The organism is Haloprofundus salilacus (assembly GCF_020150815.1).
GTDB classification, from domain to species: Archaea; Halobacteriota; Halobacteria; order Halobacteriales; family Haloferacaceae; genus Haloprofundus; species Haloprofundus salilacus.
The window spans coordinates 42,656-59,991 of sequence record NZ_CP083724.1 but is presented as its reverse complement, the minus strand read 5'-3'; the positions used below and the strand labels follow the sequence as shown (position 1 = coordinate 59,991).

The window sequence follows — 17,336 nt, the reverse complement described above, 5'->3', positions numbered from 1 at the left end:
TGCTCGCCTTCTGGCTCGCGCTTGAGAGTGCTCTATCCGGAGTTGAATATCTGTATCAGCCGTTGCGTACGACTGCGCATTGAACGGACGCCGGAAAATGATAGTGTAACCAATCACCAGTCGTTAGTTTTCTTCACGGATGAATGCAAGTACCTCTTCGAGGAAGCGGTCCGGCCCGGTGAGCATCGCCTCGTGTGCGTGCCCATCGAAGGTAACGATCCGGCTGTTTGGGAGCACGTCGTTGACCGGATCCGTCGCATCTTTCAAGAGTGGAGGGCTCTCGCTACCGGACAACAGCAACGTTGGCGTCGTCATATCAGCGAACCGGGCTGCATCGAACTCGTACTCGCCGACCGCTGCTAAGCTACGGGGCCAGACGTGCGCCGCGTCCACGAGGTCCTGCCAGTCCGGGGCTGAGCGTTGCGCGTCGATTTCCTCCGGCGTGGATTGGGCGATTTCTTGGAGGAACAGGACAAGCACCTGCTCGTTTTCACCGTTGTCCAGCAGCCGTTTCATTTCTGCGAGCACCTCATCGGAGTAGAGTTCCTGATCATCGAACGTAATGGGAGGCTCGTACAGGATGAGTTTGTGTAGGTTATCGGTTCGCAGGGCCGCCTCAAGCGATAAGAGTGCTCCCGATGAGTGCCCAAGGAGGGTTACAGGTTCGTTGATCGTCTCGACGACCGCAGCCACATCCTCAAACTCCCGTTCCAAGTTGTACTCGTCGGCGTCACCGCTCTCACCGACACCACGACAATCTATCGCATAGACCGTGCAGTAGTCCGCGAAGGTGGCACGAACATCGGATAACTCCCAGAACCTGTGGTCACAGACACCTCCATGGACGAGCACGAGCGGTGGCCCGCTCCCCGTCTGTTTGAAGGCAATCTTAGTCCCGTCTGCGGACGTGACTGTTCCCATGTCTCTACTCGTGTCTGGTGGTGTTGCTTCTGCCATGGTGGTTCACCCCCGCCCTCTATGAGACTCAATCACATAGAGTCATCTCGTGAAAAATCCCCACGGTCTGAACGGGAAGCACGACCCGCCTTGAGTCGAGCAGTCGGTGGACAAAATGCGTACTAAATGCAGGTATCAACGAGAGAATGGTAGTCACGTTATCTACTTCGCTGGGTGCATCAAATCACGTCTCTGATTGTAGGAATTTCAGAGCAGCCCTTGTGATATGACGGAGATGTTCGTCAAGTGTTTCCGTCACATCGAGTCCGTATCACCGACTCAGTCTGGCTTCTCGTCGAGTGGATTGGAATCGGCTCTCACTGACGCATAGACGCGCTCAGCCCATTCCCATGCGATCGGTGCATCCGTATCGACGAACACCTGCATGAGACCTGTGGTTTCGTCGTAGCCTCCGATCCCGACGCGTTCGTCGAAGAGAGCGAGACCGTACGGCAGTTCATCACGCGTCCGGAGGGTCAGGTGTCCACTATCGATCGCTTCTTGTGCACGTTCGGGGTACGTCTCGAAGAGTTTCTCCACGATGTTCGGGAGGTAGACGATCTCGGTGTCGGTTTCCTCGAACACTTGCTGGTGAAACCCACCGAGAATCAGCGGAGCCATGTGCGTTGTATTGAATCCCCGGAAGGTGTCTGATTCGCTGACAAGCGCGATGAATCGCTCGATCGGCTTGTAGGGATCGTCCGGTTCCGCGACGGTGATCGTTGCGTCCACGAACGGTTCGAGGACGAAGTCCCGGTGATCCTCACAGACCGCATCCAGAAGCGGCGTCATTCTGTGTGCGGTCCGCACGTTCGCCTCGAACCGGAGGACCTCCTCGGCGATGGCTGCGCCGCGCCAGGTTAACTGAAATCGGCCATCGACCTTCTCAACGAATCCCTGCTCGTCGAGCCACTGCGTGTAGCGGTGACTCGTCGCCCGCGAGACGTCAAGGAACGCTTCGATTTCCCGGCGATCAAGCGGTTCCTCCAACAGTACTTCGAGGACCGGGCCGTGCCGGACGATGTCGCAAAGCAGGCCCGTATCGACGCGACCGCCCGCGGCGTCCAGACGCTCGCCGAGATAGCGGCGGTTCCGTTCGTTTTCCAGGATCGCTTCCAGGACCGGCGAGCCAGGTGGCGGACGGCCATCGTCATCCAATCGGTCGTCTTGGTTAGGCCCCATGTGACTCACTCCCTAGATAGAGGCTGTCATTGATAGTAACTCTATCCCGTACGCGCTCCGGAATTCGTCTCACTGCCTGAAACGGTACTCTTGACACCGAACCCTATTCGATGGGTGAGTCCAACACCCGCGCTGTCGTCCACTTCTGTATGGCACAACAAGCTATCTCCGCCGAGCAACTCGAACAGTTCGAAGCAGAATTCCACGGCGATCTGATTCGTGTCGGTGACGCTGACTACGACAATGCGCGCTTGGTGTGGAACGGGATAATCGACAAGCGTCCGGCCCTGATTGCCCGATGTCGAGGCGTCAAAGATGTCATCAGCGCGGTTGATTCCGCGCGAGAGAATGATCTCCTGGTCGCGGTACGTGGCGGTGGCCACAACGTCGCCGGAACCGCTGTCTGCGACGACGGACTCGTCATCGATCTCTCCGAGATGCGAAGTGTACGGGTAGACCCTGATGCACGGACAGCGTGGGTCCAGGCCGGTGCCACGTGGGCAGACGTGGACCACGAAACCCAGGCCTTCGGGCTGGCAACGCCTGGTGGGGCCGTCTCAGAGACGGGGGTCGCCGGACTGACGCTCGGTGGAGGCATCGGTCATCTCCGCTGCAAGTACGGCTTGACCTGTGACAACCTCGCATCCGTAAATCTGGTCACGGCGGACGGCGATTACCTGACTGCCAGCGAGGACGAGAACCCGGTCCTATTCTGGGGACTCCGTGGCGGCGGCGGAAATTTCGGGGTGGTCACCGACTTCGAGTTCGACCTCCACCCGGTCGGCACGGACGTGGCGATTTGCCTCGTGTTCTATTCGGGTGACCGGATGGTCGAGGTGTTGGAAGCCTACCTCGACTACGTCGCGGATGCGCCCCCGGAAGTTAGCTTGCTCACCTTGTCAGGTGTGATTCCCGACGAGGAAATCTTCCCGGCGGACACGGTGGACGAACTCAAGATCGCAATCGCGGGCTGTTACGCGGGCTCGGTCGCCGACGGCGAACGCGCACTGGCACCCTTGCGAGAAATCGCTGAGCCGATCGCCGACTTCAGCGGGCCGATGCCGTACGTAGAGTTTCAGCAACTCTTCGACGAGGATTACCCCGCCGGGATGCGCTACTACTGGAAGTCGCTGTACCTCGACGGCCTATCGGAGTCCGCCATCGATCGAATCGTCTACTGGTCCGATGTGGCACCTTCACCGCTCTCGACAGTGGATGTCTGGCAGTTGGGTGGCGCAATCGCCCAGGTTGGCGTCGAGGACAGTGCGTTCGCGGGGCGACACGCGCCCTTCCTGCTGGGCGTCGAAGCGAACTGGGAACGCCCGGAGGACGACGACGCCAACGTCGAGTGGGTGCGCGACTGTCTCGACGACATGCGCCAGTTCTCGGATGGCTCGGTATACCTGAACTTCCCGGGATTCCTCGAAGAGGGCGACGACATGATGCGGTCCACGTTCGGACCGAAGTACAAGCGGTTAATCGCGCTAAAGGACGAGTACGATCCGACAAACCTGTTCCGCCTCAATCAGAATATCACACCGTCCGAAAACGCTCAAGCCGACGGCAGGGAATGCCATGAGTGATCTAGACACCGAATGTACGGCAGTCTGGCAGGTATCGACAGGCTGGATCGTGCTGATGAGTCTACTAGCGGTGTCGCTGAGCCTCCTGTTAGTCGCTCCCGTGTTCAGTGAGTCCGGACAGGCTGCTGCCACGGTTGGTTTCGTTCTGGCGGAGGCACTCGTGTTGTACGTCGGATACGGGGCGCTGGTGCGGATTGCTAGCCCGGCCGCCCGTAAAATACTCGTGAGCACCTGACCGTGGAACTTCTTGGCCTCGGTATCTCGATGATCGGTCTCTTCGTCGGATTCGGCCTGCTCATCGGCATTCTCTTCGGCTTCTTCGGGATGGGCGGGTCGTTCCTCGTGACGCCAGCACTGTTGGTGGTCGGATATCCGGCACCGGTGGCCGTTGGGAGCGGACTCGCGTTCGTCTTCGGCACCAGTGTCATCGGTGCGCTCAGACACCTCGATCACGGCCAGGTCAGCTACACACTGGCGGCGGTGATGATTCTCGGAATGACGTTCGGTATCGAGGTCGGCACTCGGGTCGTGTTCTTGCTTGCGGATCTCGGCAGCGCTGACGCCGTCATCAGCGTAGTGTACGTCGGACTTCTTGGTGCCGTCGGCCTCTCTGTCCTCCGAGATGCCCGCACTGACGGTACAGATGCGAGAACGGGCCGAGTCGCTACCAAGGTTCATGCCATCAAGCTCCCACCGATGGTGTCGCTACCTGGCGGTGCGACCGTCTCGGTGTGGGTTATCCTTGTCGTTGGGTCGGCCATCGGCATTCTCTCTGGATGTCTCGGCGTCGGTGGGGGATTTCTTCTGCTCCCCGTCATGGTCTACGGGTTCGGCGTTCCTATTGCAATCGCTGCTGGGACCAGCATCCTCCAGATCTCGGTTTCCGGTGCGTTCGGTGCGTTCGTCTACGCCCAGTCGAACGCCGTCAATATTCCCGTTGTCGCCGCGTTACTCGGCGGGAGCGCGCTCGGCGCTCGCATCGGTGTGAGTGCGACGCGGCTGGTAAACGAGACTGACATCAAGGGTTACTTCGCAGTGATGCTGCTCTCGGGGGGTGTCGCCACCGCAAGTAAGCAGGTGAGTATTGTGTACGGCGTTGAGATGCTTGAAACCGTGAGTACAGTCCTCATCTTTGGAACCGTAGTCTTGGTCAGTGGTACGATCGTCCGCACGTCGATTGCTGCACTCAGTGAAATCGAGAGCGTGGATCGCTACTGACCCACCAACTACCGGAATAGTTCGGGAGGAACGGTCGAAGTCCGAACAGTAGACTATCTTCTGAACCTCATGATTTCTCTAAATCCGTTTCGGCGGTAGCGGATGTGATTTGGTCGAACGTATCCGAGGTTCCCTCCGCCACTTTGTACACGGTAACAGCTAACGTGATACGCGACGTAGCGAATAGTAGCGCCTGCTCCGCCGTCTCGGTACTCAAGGCCGTTCTGTTGTGCTGGGTGCAGCGACGGGAGTGATCCTTTGACAACACCATTAACGACCAACACGGAAGCGGTACAACGCGGTTGCAGCGTCAAACGCAGGGGGCGAGATGACTGACTTCATCGTGTACATCGACCGGTCCGTGGTGCGTGACGGGAAGTTGGAGGAACTCAAACCGGCGATGGCGGAGTTAGTGGAGTTCGTCGAGGCCAACGAGCCGGAGATACTGGCGTACGATGTCTACTTCAGCGCCGACGAGGATCGGATGACCGTGATGCACATGCACGCCGATCAAGCCTCATTGGAGTTTCACATGCAGGTTGGGGGCCCGAAGTTCCCTCCAATCGGCGAGTTCATCGACCTCGAAACCATCGACGTGTATGGCCACATAAACGAGAGTCTCATCCAGCGGCTGAAAGACAAAGCGTCGGAGTTGGGAAGTGGACGCGTGTCGGTCCACGAACTTCACCGAGGCGTCAATCGCGATCCGGACAAGTCACCGACCTCACCCTGACGAGTTCGCTCGTTGAGGGTGGGGCTTGTCCATGAACTCGGCCTCGAACCCTTCCGGGTGGGCGGTAAATCCGCCACTCGGGGTCACCGTTCCAGACTTTAGGGCAAGCTGACTGTTGCCCGTCCGCCGAGACGACTGTTGACCTCGACGGACATACCGCATCCCGAAGTTCTTCGCCGCGTTATAATCCGCGTTCGCTTCAGACCCGCACTTCACACACCGGAAGTCGTTGCGAGTCGGACAGACTACTCGGAGAGGTACGGGAGATCGTCGAAGGTGATATCGTGCGGTTGGAAGAAGCCCGTGCCAACTACAACAACTCGCGGAGCAACAGAGCTACGATACAGGCCCCAGACTGGATAGACGACGCGGACGACGACGGTGACGGCGTTCCTGACGAAGTCGAGGCGCTGTACGAGTACCTCGACGACGAGCCGACCATCGGGGAGCGGTTCACCGTCTGTCTGCCCGACGCTCGTCTGCCGGGCGACCGTGGTGCGCTGGCCGACGAACTCACACCGAGACGGCTGATAAACTACTTCACCGGCGAGCGGAGCAGCGACCGGTGCGAAGGGAGCGAACGAGACGGGGCTGTCGGAATACACCGACACATTGCGTGCCGAAATCTCCTTTCCGCGCGGCTCGACGAACAGGCCTACAAAGGCAGCCGAGGCGTCGCCGCCTTCGCGACGCGCGGCGGCGTCTGCGTCACGGGTGTACCACCGGATACCGACGGTGCCGAAGAGATGCTGTATGTCGCGGAGGACAAGGCGACACCGAAGCTGTACGATGGCGTCGCATACTCACCCGATTCCCTCGACTAGTGGGGTGAAGAAACAGTAGAAGACGGCGTCGCCGTGACGCCGACGCTCGTCTGCCCCGTGCTGGCGACGCCGGCGGATTGTCCGTGCCCGATGCCCTCGTTGTTCTACGCCCGGCGGTGCAAGCACGACAATCAGTACCTCTACACCGGTGGCTGGCTGATCGACGACGGTGCACTCTACGAGAATACACTGACCCTCCTAATCAGTGAGGGCCCGACGGAGGTCGTTGGTGTTTCCGCTGGCGACGTCGACGGTGACGGGTACGGTGACCTCATCAGCCGTCGACTCTCACGTGCTCGCAGTCGATATGGAACGATGGTGTTCAGTGGGGTGCACGACCCGGACGCCGACTACCTCCCGGAAGCACTCCGGACGTCATCCGGGAGTGAGAAGGGGTACGACTACTATAGAGCGAAATCGGACGTGTCACGGACTCAAACTGGCGACAATGCGGATGTAGATAGAGGGAAAGTGACCGGTACGAGTGTCATGATGGCGTTAGACGCTCCGGTATTCCATCTCGTTGAGGCTGCTGCCCTCTCGAACGACGTGAAATTCAAAGCCGGCGCTGAGTTATCCAAAGCGGTCAATTGAACGGTGAACGACCACGGGTTCTACGGACCCCGACATTGAACAGACGCTTCTCGACCGTGCGGAAGCCGAGTACGAGGCGCTCGAGGGCGAGACGGCCGAACGGGACGAACTTTCGAAATGGTTGGATAAGAAGCGTTGGGACGAACAAGCCGAGCGGCAATGAACTGCGACCACTGCGGCCGGCCGCCGGAGACGGCGAGCGGGCGTACCGTACGAGCGCTACTGCAAGAAACTGAGCTCTGCTGAAAATACTCTGGAGGTGACACAAACGGCCTGCTGAATACAGAGGATGAGCCTTGTTTAGACGCTCTAGATAGCGTCGGTTGGTGGCTCTGTTGGGTGATCAGAATCCATCCGAGAGATCCTCTCTCACCCATTTTGTCGGTTGGCAAAAGGCCGTAGAGGACGAACTTCACCGCGTCAAAACAAGGCCCAGAGGATGTATTCATCGGGGCGAGTGCTAACAAACGTATTGAAAATCTCCATTGTGACTCTCATCCTGGCCGTTGAGATATGACCTGAAACTTCGACTTAGAGTATCAAGGAAGACCAGCCATCCGTCGGAGGCCAGAGGTTATTTAATACCTCTCTTCAACGACCGAATATGATTCGGTCGCTCGTGAACCAGTATCCAAACGAAATTCAACTGCCGCTCGTTTTCGTCGGCTACCAACTTTCCTTAGTTTACGCTCAGCAGCTCTTTCCCCTGACACCACAGTTAGAGACGGTCCCGCTAGATGCCGTTTCGGCGGAGTTGTACGACTGGTCGACCGTTCAGTTTGGGCTCGCGCTGGTTGTCCTCGGACTCGCCCTTTCGAATCAGTCGGTACTTCACCGAAATCGGGTACTTCGTCTTTCGTGGACGCAGCGCCTCGTCGCACTTAGCTGTGCGCTCTTGCTCATGTCACCCTGGCTCACGGCAATCGTCGCAGGAATTGCGTTGGGTTTTCGAGATCCGTTCACCACACTCTGGTTCGTAGCGTTTCTCGGCGGCTTTGTCGGCGTGGGTGGAACCCTGCTCGTCGGCATCACGCAAGTCGTCCAAGTGTACGGAACGTGGTCCGATCGATTCCCGTACGTGGGTGTAAATATGTCTCGACGGGAGGTGGCTAGGGGCGGTATCTTCACGCTACTGGTCGGTGTCGCGATAGCAATCACCTTTGCTGCCGGGCGTGTACCGTAGGTCGTGCTGCATTCGCGCACTGTATTCAGCACGGCTTCAGCGAATTATCAATAACTGAGGGTTTCAACAGAGCCAGAAACCGAGTAGCTGTGCGACGGAGGGACTAGTGAATACGCACTGCCTTCGAACCACCGGATATCAAGCCGCACGTTAGTGACTGACGCCGGATACTGTTCAGAATCAATCTGGAGTTCAAGCACACGCGGTGAGAGCAAGTCGGGTCGAAACTCCCACGCACAAACCAGCGGATGGGTTGCGGCTCGCTGCGCCAGCAACTCCAATGTTGTCACATCAAGTGGCCCGCTCGGACCTTCAGATCGGTCGCCCATGTTATGCTCGCGCCCGGTCGTCATGCGTCGATTCGGCTCGCTGAACCGCCTGCTTCAACACCGAAATGTCACGACGAACCGTCCGCCACTCACTCAAATCATCCCACCGCTCATGCACCGACTCATGATCAGCCTCTACATCGTCGGGTTCGACGACTGCATCTGGGCTTGGAACACCATATTCATCTTGGAATTGGCGGTCTTCCTCAATTAGTTCGTCAACCCGACGCCGCAACTCACTGGCGCTGTATTCACCAGCGAGTTCTTCGATGCGCTTCCACCGAAAGTACGACGGATTTCGCCTGTAGCCAGCAGGCCGCGTGTCAGTTTTCTCTGCAATCCCCATTTCGACGAGTTGCGAGAGCGCTTCTCGAGCACCATTCTCCGAACAATCTGCCCACTCAGCGAACTCTTTCGCAGACCCAGATTCGTACGTCCCAACGAGGACGTCGTAGACACGCTGAAACGTCGTCCGATTCTTCTGCCACTGCCCACGTGCCCCATCTTCAGACGGTCTCTCCTCGGTCATAGACTCATCTTCGCGACCCAAACACACATATGTTGTCTCTAGCTCAAATATCTGTGTTAGAGTTACTCTCCACTTCCAAAGAGTCGCTTCGTCCGCCCCCTCAACGACGCTGACTCCGATTCCCCATCGTTACTCGCCTCTCGACTCTCCTCTTGGCTCACTGACTCAGTATCGTCGTCTGAGAGCTTCGACTCCAGTCGCTGGACCTCCGCTTCAAGCCACTCAATCCGCTTTTCTTTCCGCTTGATACGCGTCTCCAGTGTCTTCACACGCTCTGCCAACAATCGATTCTTCTCAGTTAGGTACGCGTCACTGTGGCTTTCAGAAGCAGTAGATGACTCCGATGGCTCTGAGACAGACTTAGTCGTCTCTTTCTGCGACGGCGTATAGAACTCAGACGTCGTCTGTACTGCTCGCTCTATCGTCTTCTCTCCATACGTCGACCCATCCGCGTAATGGACGTCATCCCATTTCCCACGTAGTAAGCCTGACCGTCGGAAGAGCCGATCCATCTGAGCCTTATTGCCCCCACTCCAAAACGCCAACAAACAAGACAACGCCATATCCGCCTCCGAATTGCTGTCGTAGCCGCTTGTATTCCCATTCCAGAGTCGCTCGAACTTCGCGCCATTCGACGCCCCCACTGCCTTCTCAATCACTTCTGAATCCGAAAGCCCACCTCGTTTCACTGAACTTTCAGTCTCAGTGTCAGTTACAGTCTTAGGGCCGTTCTGTGATTGCGACTCACTCACATCCGAAATATACTCCCGATGAATTCCCGCTAAGGCATCCTGCCGCCACTTCACCTCCAACGGCGTGCCACCCACGTACTTGCCTGTCACTGTGAAAAGAATCGCCGGCGGATGCGTTTGGGGCGGCGAACGCGCCGTCGAACCAACTCGCCGTTCCGGATGACACTTGAGGGGAGCTCAACGTCTGGTTTCTCACAAGAAACGCGAGCGTGCCGTCGGTGCTGTGAGTGTGACGCCAGTGCTGGAGGAGAGTTCACGCTCGGCTCGTACCCGCAGTCTCAGAGGTCGCTCTCGCCGTCCACTTCTGTGGCCGGTCGTCTCTGACCCGACGTTGCTCCGCCAGGACAGTTCTGCGATACCTCCTCGGCCATTGGTAAATTTATTGGTATATTGGTCGTGTCACATGACTCTCACCGCTATGAGAAAGGACAATACGTGGAATTAGAATTCCTGTTTGAGCGAATATATTTGTCGCTCCACGACACCTCTCTTTGTGGGGTGGTAACAATGGGAACAGCAGACCAGTACGCACGAGGGAAGCGGTACATCACCGGACGGTGGATCGATATCATCGTTTGGGTGGTCGTCGTAGCATTAGTTCTCGATTTAGCCTCGCTGATGTCGAGAGGAGAGGTGACGGCCCTGACGCTTTCTCTCTTTCTCAAAGACGGAATCATCATCGGCCTCGTGATCGGACTCGCCGGAATCGGACTCTCGATGACGTACAGTATCCTGAACTTCGCGAACTTTGCCCACGGCGACTATCTCACGAGCGGCGCCTTCGCCGGCTGGATAGCGGCGTATCTCGTCGCCGGATCCGGTACGGTCAGCGCTGGCGATCTGTTCCTACTGGGCGTCAGCGGTGGTGCAAGTGCGGGTACCGTCGGCGCGAGCGTCATCTCGACGCCGATCGCGGTTCTCGTCGGATTCGTTGTCGCGGTCACGTTCGGTATCGTGCTCTCACTCGTAATCGATCGCATCGTCTATCGACCCATGCGGGGTCAGGGCGCGATTGCCTTGCTCATCGCGAGTATCGGTGTCGCGCTCATGCTTCGATATCTCATCGCGTTCGTTTTCGGGACGAGCCGTACGGGGATCACCGGCGGGATGCTGTCGACGTACACCGTGCCCGGGATAAACCTCATCGTCAGTAGCCACGAACTCACCTTGGTGACTGCTGCCCTCGCGATGATGGGCGGCGTTCACCTGTTGCTTTCGCGAACGAAACTCGGCAAGGCGATGCGGGCGATGGCCGACAACACCGAACTCGCGCTCATCACGGGCATCCCAACAGAGCGGGTAATCCGCTCGACCTGGATCGTCGGCGGGGGACTGACGGGTGCCGCTGGTTTCCTCGTCGTGCTTGAGACCGGGACGATTTCGTTCGACTACGGGTGGACGCTGCTCCTGTTGATCTTCGCGGCGGTCATTCTCGGCGGAATCGGTTCGGTTTACGGGGCAATCCTCGGGGGGCTCACTATCGGTATCTCGAGTACAATGTCGTTGATTTGGCTCCCCTCTGAGTTCACCTACGCCGCCGCCTTCGGCGTGATGATCATAATCCTCCTGACGAAACCGGCAGGGCTCTTCAGCGGGGTGACCACCGCATGACCGTGTACGATTCTCGAAACGGACACAGCCGACCATTCAGGCGTGATACACGAGGTGGTCTTCAATGAGCAGCCAGACCGAACGCCGATCGAATCGGCTGCCCGGTGGCGACGTCGGATTGATTCTCGTCGTTTTCCTCGGACTGTACGTTGGATTCACGCTGCTCGGTGTGGCCCTCGGACTCGATGCCGACGGACTAGCGAGCACTCTCCAGCGGATCACCTTCTTCGCAGCGGTCTACGCGCTGTTGGCACTCGCGCTTAACCTCCAGTGGGGCTACGCCGGCCTGTTCAACATCGGTGTGGCCGGTTTCATGGCCGTCGGCGTCTACACGATGGCGATTCTCACCGCCCCCGTGAACCCCCCACCCGGGGGGATTCCTGGCCTCGGACAGCCCCTCGCCGTCGGCATCGTCGGTGGGATGCTCGCGGCGGCGCTAGTTGGTGCGCTCGCGGCGTTGCCTGCGCTCCGACTAAAGGCCGACTACCTCGCGATTGTCACGCTCGCACTGTCGGAGATAATCCGCCTCACGTACAATTCGACGACCCTGCAGTCGTTCTCGGTTGAGGGCGTCAACCTGGGCACCGGAGGCTCTCAGGGGATGCCGCTTCCGAGGAATCCGATTTACTGGCTGTTCTACAGCAATCCGGCGAGTCCGGCGTCGCCGCCGACTCCGTTCGGAGAGGCGGTGTTCGGCCTCTTCCGGACCCTCGGTGTGGAGTATACGACCATCGTTGACTGGGCGTACACGCTCGTACTCGTCGCGTTCGTAGGGTTGTTCTACCTGATCCTCACCCGCGTTGGTAACTCTCCCTTCGGTCGGGTGCTGAAGGCCATCCGAGAGGACGAACTCGTCACGAGCGCGCTCGGGAAGAACACCGGTCTATTCAAGATCAAGGCGTTCATGCTCGGTTGCGCGCTCATGGGTCTCGGTGGAATCCTCTGGCAGGGGAGTCAGGCGTACACCAGCCCGAGCAGCTTCTTGCCGATTCTGACGTTCTACATCTTCATCACGCTCATCATTGGCGGGTCGGGATCGAACACCGGCAGCGTAATCGGTGGCGCGCTGTTCGTCGGTCTCCTGTTCGAGGGACCGACGTTCGTCCGACGCGTCGTCGAACAGACGGTCGCACTCGGTGATGCACCGAATACGTTCGTCGCTGCCGTCGCTCCGCTCGCCTCCTTCAACATCACCCCGTTGCTCGCATACTCGATGTCGAACATCGCCTTCCTCCGGTTCGTACTCGTGGGACTGGTCCTCGTCTACTTCATGCAACGCAGGCCCAAGGGGCTACTCGGCCACCGCAAGGAGATTGCAGCTAGCGTCGACCTCTCTCAGTCATCGTCGCCGGCCGCGAGGACCGATGAGAAACGATCGCCGTCGGATTCGAACGGTGGTGAGAGCCGATGAACGAGCCAGATGCGGAGCGGACGACCGTCGACCAAGAGGCGACCGTCGAGGAGCCGAGCCAGGCACTGGATCAGGAGACGCCCGCGGATCATCCGCTTCAAGTGAAGAACCTGGTGAAGCAGTTCGGCGGGCTCGTCGCAGTCGATAACGCGAGCTTCGACGTAGCGGCTGGGTCGCTCACGGGGCTCATCGGACCGAACGGCGCGGGCAAGTCGACGACGTTCGACTGCATCACGGGTATCCACCGCCCGGACGGTGGGACAGTCTACCTCTACGACGAGGAGATCACCGGGATGCGGCCGTACGAGATCGCCAATCGCGGGCTCGTCCGCACGTTCCAGATCGCCCGTGAACTCTCAGAGATGACAGTCTTGGAGAACATGATGCTCGCGCCAAAGGGCCAGCGCGGCGAAAAGCTCTGGCGGGCGGTGCTGCCGGGAGCTCGACAAGCGGTCGTCGAACAGGAGCGTGGCCTCCGCGACCGTGCGTGGGAGACGCTCGAGTTCTTCGAGATCGATCACCTCGCCGATGAGTACGCCGGTAACCTCTCCGGCGGCCAGCGGAAGCTGCTCGAGTTGGCGCGGGCGCTACAGACCGATCCAGAGGTGCTCCTGTTGGACGAACCGCTCGCTGGCGTGAACCCTGTGCTGGAGCAGAAATTGCTCGATAGAATCCACGACCTCCGTGAGCAGGGGTACACGTTCCTGCTCGTCGAGCACGACATGGACGTGATCATGAAAAACTGCGAGCGCGTCATCGTGATGCACCAGGGGCGAATCATTGCGGACGACACACCTGCAGTGATCATGGAGGACGAGCGTGTGATCGACGCGTATCTGGGGGCGAACGTATGAACTCGAACAGGACTCACCCCACCGACGACCACCTCCACGCCGACAGCCGAAACCAGAGTGTCGACGGCCAGCGCACAATCGACCGTGAGGGGGATGGCCTGCTCGTCATCGAGAGTCTCGATGCGGGGTACGGGGACCTGCAGATCCTCAACGACATCGATCTCTCTATGACTGACGGCGAGTACGTCGCCGTCGTCGGCCCGAACGGGGCCGGTAAGTCGACGGTGTTGAAGTCGGTCTTTGGGCTTACCACCTACATGGGCGGGACGATCACTTTCGACAGCGAGGCGATCAACGGTCTCCCGCCCGAAGCGGTGATTCGACGCGGAATCAGCTACGTTCCCCAGACGGACAACGTGTTCTCATCGCTGACGGTCCGAGAGAACCTCGAGATGGGGGCGTACATCCTCGATGAGGTGCCCCAGGACGCGCTCCGGGACGTGTTCGACCGCTTTCCGGTGCTGGAAGAGCGCCAGTCACAGCGCGCAGCGAACTTGTCTGGTGGACAACAACAGATGCTCGCGATGGGACGGGCGCTCATGCTGGACCCAAAATTACTGCTCTTGGATGAGCCCTCGGCCGGCCTCGCACCCGATCTCGTCGACGAGATGTTCGACAGCATCGATGCGATCAACGCGGCCGGCACGGCCGTTCTCGTGGTCGAACAGAACGCCAAGGAGGCGCTGCGCCGCTCCGACCGCGGCTACGTCCTCGTCAACGGGCAGAACCGCTTCAGCGACACCGGCGAAGCGTTACTCGTCAACGAGCAGGTTCGCCGGGAGTTCCTCGGCGGCTGAGAAGCGTCACGACAGGTCGTAGTAACTGTAACTGGTCCACCCCGGAATCTCGGCGCACCGACCGAAGATTTTGGTGGGTGTTTTCCGCCCTAGCCCTGATCGATTTGGAACTCGACGACATCGAGTTGTCTGAGCTGTCCGTTCTCGGTGAAGGTGAAGATCTCGTATGTAGCCGTGGTGATGTCGCCGGTGTCGGCGAACGAGACGCTGCTCGATGCGCCCTGGTAGTTGACCTCCTGCCCGTCGGTGACCAGCGTCACCGCATCGGCGAGGTTCTCTGGTCCGATGTTCTGTCCCGGCGGGTTCGCGATTGTCTGTAAGTTGTCCCGGACGGCGGGCCCGGCGTTCCGCGCTCCACCGGCGATGTTAGCGAGGATGAGTAGCGCGGTGGCGTCGTACGCCTGAGCGGTAAACACACCCGGCTCAGAGCCGTACGCGTTCCGGAACTGCTGGGCGAAGAACTGCCGGGCTGGTCCCGCGGCCGCGGGGGCCGTTCCGATAACGTTCGTCAGGGGTTGCCCGACGTTTCCGGGTAGGGCGGGGTCACGGAGCCCGTCAGTTACGAGGATTTGGGTCTGACGACTGTAACTCGAGTAGTAGTCTCGGAACAGCTGATTACCACTTTCGGGGTAAGCGATGACGAGTAACCCTTCAGGTTGGCTCGCCATCGCCTCCTGCAGCTGTGCGGCGTACGACGATTGCGCCTGCTCGAAGGCGACCTGTGCCGGAACCTCACCATTGAACGACTGCACGAAGCTGTTCGCGAGCGATTGCCCGTACGAGTTGTTGACGTACATAACCGACACCGACGAGATGTTCACCCGATTGGTGGCAATCTGGGCCAACACCCGACCCTGGATTACGTCACTTGGACATGTCCGCCAGATGAAGCCGTTGTCTCGAAGCCCCGTGATCTCCGGTGACGTGCTCGCAGGTGAGCACCCGACGACCTGGTTCGGAACGAGGGCGTTCAACGCGACTTGGATAGTCACTTCCGAGGAGGCTGCGCCGGTGATCGCCGGAAACCCGGCATCGACGAGCGCCTGTGCCGCACTGATTCCGGCCTGTGGGTCAGTCTGCGTGTCCTCGGCCTGGGTGACGATCTGATAGTCGGTGTCTGCGTTGTTCAACTGCCTTTCCGGTAACAAGGCGGCGTTGCGCATCGGAACGCCGACTGACGCCAGATCGCCGGTCACTGGGAGGAGGACGCCAACCCTGATCTGCTGTTGTTGCTGCTGCCCGCTGACGGTTCCTGTAGCACCGGTGAGGCCAATCGCTGCCGTCCCGGCACCGACAAGGAAATCCCGACGAGTGGTACCATGTAGCATAGCAGGAACTAGTAACGATGCTCGAATGCATAACTTTATCTCAAGAATTGTACATGATCTCCCGGGGTTGAGTACAATACTCCAATCGGGATATTCAAAAGCTGAGAAACGGCATATCACTAATCGATGCGGCGACCGTTCCTATTTTCGGTAGCAATTGGTAGTGACTCGGTTAAAACTGGTCACTCCAAACATCGCTGGGCTTGATGCAGTGTTGCTACTGTTGTTTTTCGTCTCTGTCGGGGTGACAGCGGGCGCTATCAAGCACGACCCACCACCAGCAGTCACATCTTCATCCGACTGTCCGAGATACGCTACAGGAGCGTTACCGAACGCGAGACGCGGGCCAGCGGAACGGTCAGCTGGCACGATTTCACAGTCCCCCGTATAGGAAGACATAAAATCGTGTTCCAGTGAAGCCGAGTCGCTGAAGAACACGCGAGCCACGTTCACCGCGCCAACATAGTCTCGGTCAGCTTGGTAGCCACATCGAGCGTTCTCACAGCGGAAGTGTCCGCCCCACCACACTTCAAAGGAGTGATCAGGGGACTTCGTAGTGTGGCCTGTCGAACCACACCGAGGACAGGAGCGTGACGTATTGCCCGGATGCACCCGCTTCACGTGCAATCCGGCGATGTCCGCCCGGTACTCGATTTTCTCGATGATCTCACGACGTGCACACGACGAGAGTTCCCACGACAACTGCCCTTCACCCCGAGGCGGACTGAGGCTTCGCAGGTCTTCGTGAACAATCGCATCAACGTTGTACACGAAGGCGAGCGCAAGAGTTTGGTTCGCCACCTCGTGGACTAACTGCTCTCGCTTGTGTCGAATCTTGTTATTGACGCGCTCGTACTTATGGATAGGATACGATGTAAGGATACCATCGACGGTCGGCATCGAGAGGCGTTCGGAGATTCCGTCAGGTGTCACCTTTATGAGCAGAAATGGGTGACCGGTTGAATTTAGTTCCGATAGATGACTGGGCGTACTCCGAATTCTAGTGCATCAGAGCAGAACTTTCGTAGCCCCATTCTCGAACACAATATCGACTCCTTTCTGAGGAGATGGGGGTGAGATTTCATCGCCAGGGTTGAGGTGTTTCAGGAGTACTGTTTTTACTGCTAAGATTTCACCGACATCGTCGCGATCTTTTACCGTATAGGGTGAATTCCGAATGATCTTGATACCAGTGAGGTGCTTTTTGATTCGGAAGCCTCCACGAGCTAGTTCCTTAACTCTGGAACGACTCACACCCATCTCTACTAAGTCTTCAGCATCGTCAAGAGCGTCTTGTCGAAGTAGAACCCCCAATGTCTCATCGTCAAGCTAGTAAAACTGCTCGAAGTCGAATTAGTTGAATACTACAACGAAGACCAAGGAATCTACCGAATTAGTCAGGAAGGTCGTGCCTATCTCGCGGAACTCTAAGGAGAGACCCGACGTGCTCG

General features: G+C 58.6%; 17 protein-coding genes and 1 pseudogene. 11 read left to right on the top strand and 7 right to left on the bottom strand.

Translation table 11 applies throughout. The features are described from left to right. Nucleotides 1-123 precede the first annotated feature (123 nt). Nucleotides 124-957: an alpha/beta fold hydrolase gene (locus LAQ58_RS17035; RefSeq protein WP_224450458.1), complete on the bottom strand. Its 834-nt coding sequence runs from the start codon at nucleotides 955-957 to the stop codon at nucleotides 124-126. A 279-nt stretch (nucleotides 958-1,236) separates the two neighbouring features. After that, nucleotides 1,237-2,139: a helix-turn-helix transcriptional regulator gene (locus LAQ58_RS17030; RefSeq protein ID WP_425490740.1), complete on the bottom strand. Its 903-nt coding sequence runs from the start codon at nucleotides 2,137-2,139 to the stop codon at nucleotides 1,237-1,239. A 149-nt stretch (nucleotides 2,140-2,288) separates the two neighbouring features. On the opposite strand from LAQ58_RS17030, the gene LAQ58_RS17025 reads away from it, so the two are divergent. From LAQ58_RS17025 to LAQ58_RS17010, 4 genes are all read left to right on the top strand, one after another. Beyond that, a complete protein-coding gene (locus LAQ58_RS17025) occupies nucleotides 2,289-3,722 on the top strand; it encodes an FAD-binding oxidoreductase (protein WP_224450456.1) in 1,434 nt (477 codons plus the stop codon). An 85-nt stretch (nucleotides 3,723-3,807) separates the two neighbouring features. Continuing rightward, a complete protein-coding gene (locus LAQ58_RS19160) occupies nucleotides 3,808-3,957 on the top strand; it encodes a DUF7512 family protein (RefSeq protein WP_425490745.1) in 150 nt (49 codons plus the stop codon). A gap of 29 nt (nucleotides 3,958-3,986) precedes the next feature. Beyond that, nucleotides 3,987-4,940, top strand: a complete 954-nt coding sequence (locus LAQ58_RS17015) for a sulfite exporter TauE/SafE family protein (protein ID WP_224450616.1) — start codon at nucleotides 3,987-3,989, stop codon at nucleotides 4,938-4,940. A 328-nt stretch (nucleotides 4,941-5,268) separates the two neighbouring features. After that, entirely contained in the window at nucleotides 5,269-5,673 is a 405-nt protein-coding gene (locus tag LAQ58_RS17010) for a putative quinol monooxygenase (protein ID WP_224450454.1), read from the top strand. On the opposite strand, the pseudogene LAQ58_RS17005 reads toward LAQ58_RS17010, so the two are convergent. Then, nucleotides 5,665-5,910, bottom strand: a pseudogene (locus LAQ58_RS17005) (zinc ribbon domain-containing protein); the annotation flags it as partial. The gene LAQ58_RS17010 and the pseudogene LAQ58_RS17005 sit on opposite strands and share 9 nt — an antisense overlap. A gap of 47 nt (nucleotides 5,911-5,957) precedes the next feature. Here LAQ58_RS17005 and LAQ58_RS17000 point away from each other — a divergent pair. The 3 genes from LAQ58_RS17000 to LAQ58_RS16990 all read left to right on the top strand — a co-directional run bounded on the left by LAQ58_RS17000 (nucleotide 5,958) and on the right by LAQ58_RS16990 (nucleotide 8,274). Then, complete coding sequence (locus LAQ58_RS17000; protein WP_224450453.1) at nucleotides 5,958-6,497, top strand: hypothetical protein; 540 nt, start codon at nucleotides 5,958-5,960, stop codon at nucleotides 6,495-6,497. 33 nt (nucleotides 6,498-6,530) lie between these two features. Then, nucleotides 6,531-7,091, top strand: a complete 561-nt coding sequence (locus tag LAQ58_RS16995) for a hypothetical protein (RefSeq protein WP_224450452.1) — start codon at nucleotides 6,531-6,533, stop codon at nucleotides 7,089-7,091. A gap of 604 nt (nucleotides 7,092-7,695) precedes the next feature. Beyond that, entirely contained in the window at nucleotides 7,696-8,274 is a 579-nt protein-coding gene (locus tag LAQ58_RS16990; protein WP_224450451.1) for a hypothetical protein, read from the top strand. Nucleotides 8,275-8,604: 330 nt separating this feature from the next. Here LAQ58_RS16990 and LAQ58_RS16985 read toward each other — a convergent pair whose 3' ends face one another. After that, nucleotides 8,605-9,132, bottom strand: coding sequence for a DUF7342 family protein (locus LAQ58_RS16985; RefSeq protein ID WP_224450450.1), 528 nt, complete (start codon nucleotides 9,130-9,132; stop codon nucleotides 8,605-8,607). A 62-nt stretch (nucleotides 9,133-9,194) separates the two neighbouring features. Next, nucleotides 9,195-9,974, bottom strand: coding sequence for a phage NrS-1 polymerase family protein (locus LAQ58_RS16980; RefSeq protein ID WP_224450449.1), 780 nt, complete (start codon nucleotides 9,972-9,974; stop codon nucleotides 9,195-9,197). Nucleotides 9,975-10,391: 417 nt separating this feature from the next. On the opposite strand from LAQ58_RS16980, the gene LAQ58_RS16975 reads away from it, so the two are divergent. The 4 genes from LAQ58_RS16975 to LAQ58_RS16960 all read left to right on the top strand — a co-directional run bounded on the left by LAQ58_RS16975 (nucleotide 10,392) and on the right by LAQ58_RS16960 (nucleotide 14,557). After that, on the top strand, nucleotides 10,392-11,495 hold the full coding sequence (locus tag LAQ58_RS16975) for a branched-chain amino acid ABC transporter permease (protein ID WP_425490739.1): 1,104 nt from the start codon (nucleotides 10,392-10,394) through the stop codon (nucleotides 11,493-11,495). 64 nt (nucleotides 11,496-11,559) lie between these two features. Further along, complete coding sequence (locus tag LAQ58_RS16970; protein WP_224450448.1) at nucleotides 11,560-12,906, top strand: branched-chain amino acid ABC transporter permease; 1,347 nt, start codon at nucleotides 11,560-11,562, stop codon at nucleotides 12,904-12,906. Beyond that, a complete protein-coding gene (locus LAQ58_RS16965; RefSeq protein ID WP_224450447.1) occupies nucleotides 12,903-13,760 on the top strand; it encodes an ABC transporter ATP-binding protein in 858 nt (285 codons plus the stop codon). Before LAQ58_RS16970 ends, LAQ58_RS16965 begins: the two co-directional genes overlap by 4 nt. Further along, nucleotides 13,757-14,557, top strand: coding sequence for an ABC transporter ATP-binding protein (locus LAQ58_RS16960; protein ID WP_224450446.1), 801 nt, complete (start codon nucleotides 13,757-13,759; stop codon nucleotides 14,555-14,557). Before LAQ58_RS16965 ends, LAQ58_RS16960 begins: the two co-directional genes overlap by 4 nt. 89 nt (nucleotides 14,558-14,646) lie before the next feature. Here LAQ58_RS16960 and LAQ58_RS16955 read toward each other — a convergent pair whose 3' ends face one another. Together LAQ58_RS16955 and LAQ58_RS16950 are read right to left on the bottom strand one after the other, a co-directional pair. Next, nucleotides 14,647-15,885, bottom strand: coding sequence for an ABC transporter substrate-binding protein (locus LAQ58_RS16955; RefSeq protein ID WP_224450445.1), 1,239 nt, complete (start codon nucleotides 15,883-15,885; stop codon nucleotides 14,647-14,649). A 141-nt stretch (nucleotides 15,886-16,026) separates the two neighbouring features. Then, on the bottom strand, nucleotides 16,027-16,785 hold the full coding sequence (locus LAQ58_RS16950; RefSeq protein WP_224450614.1) for a zinc ribbon domain-containing protein: 759 nt from the start codon (nucleotides 16,783-16,785) through the stop codon (nucleotides 16,027-16,029). Nucleotides 16,786-17,336 lie beyond the last annotated feature (551 nt).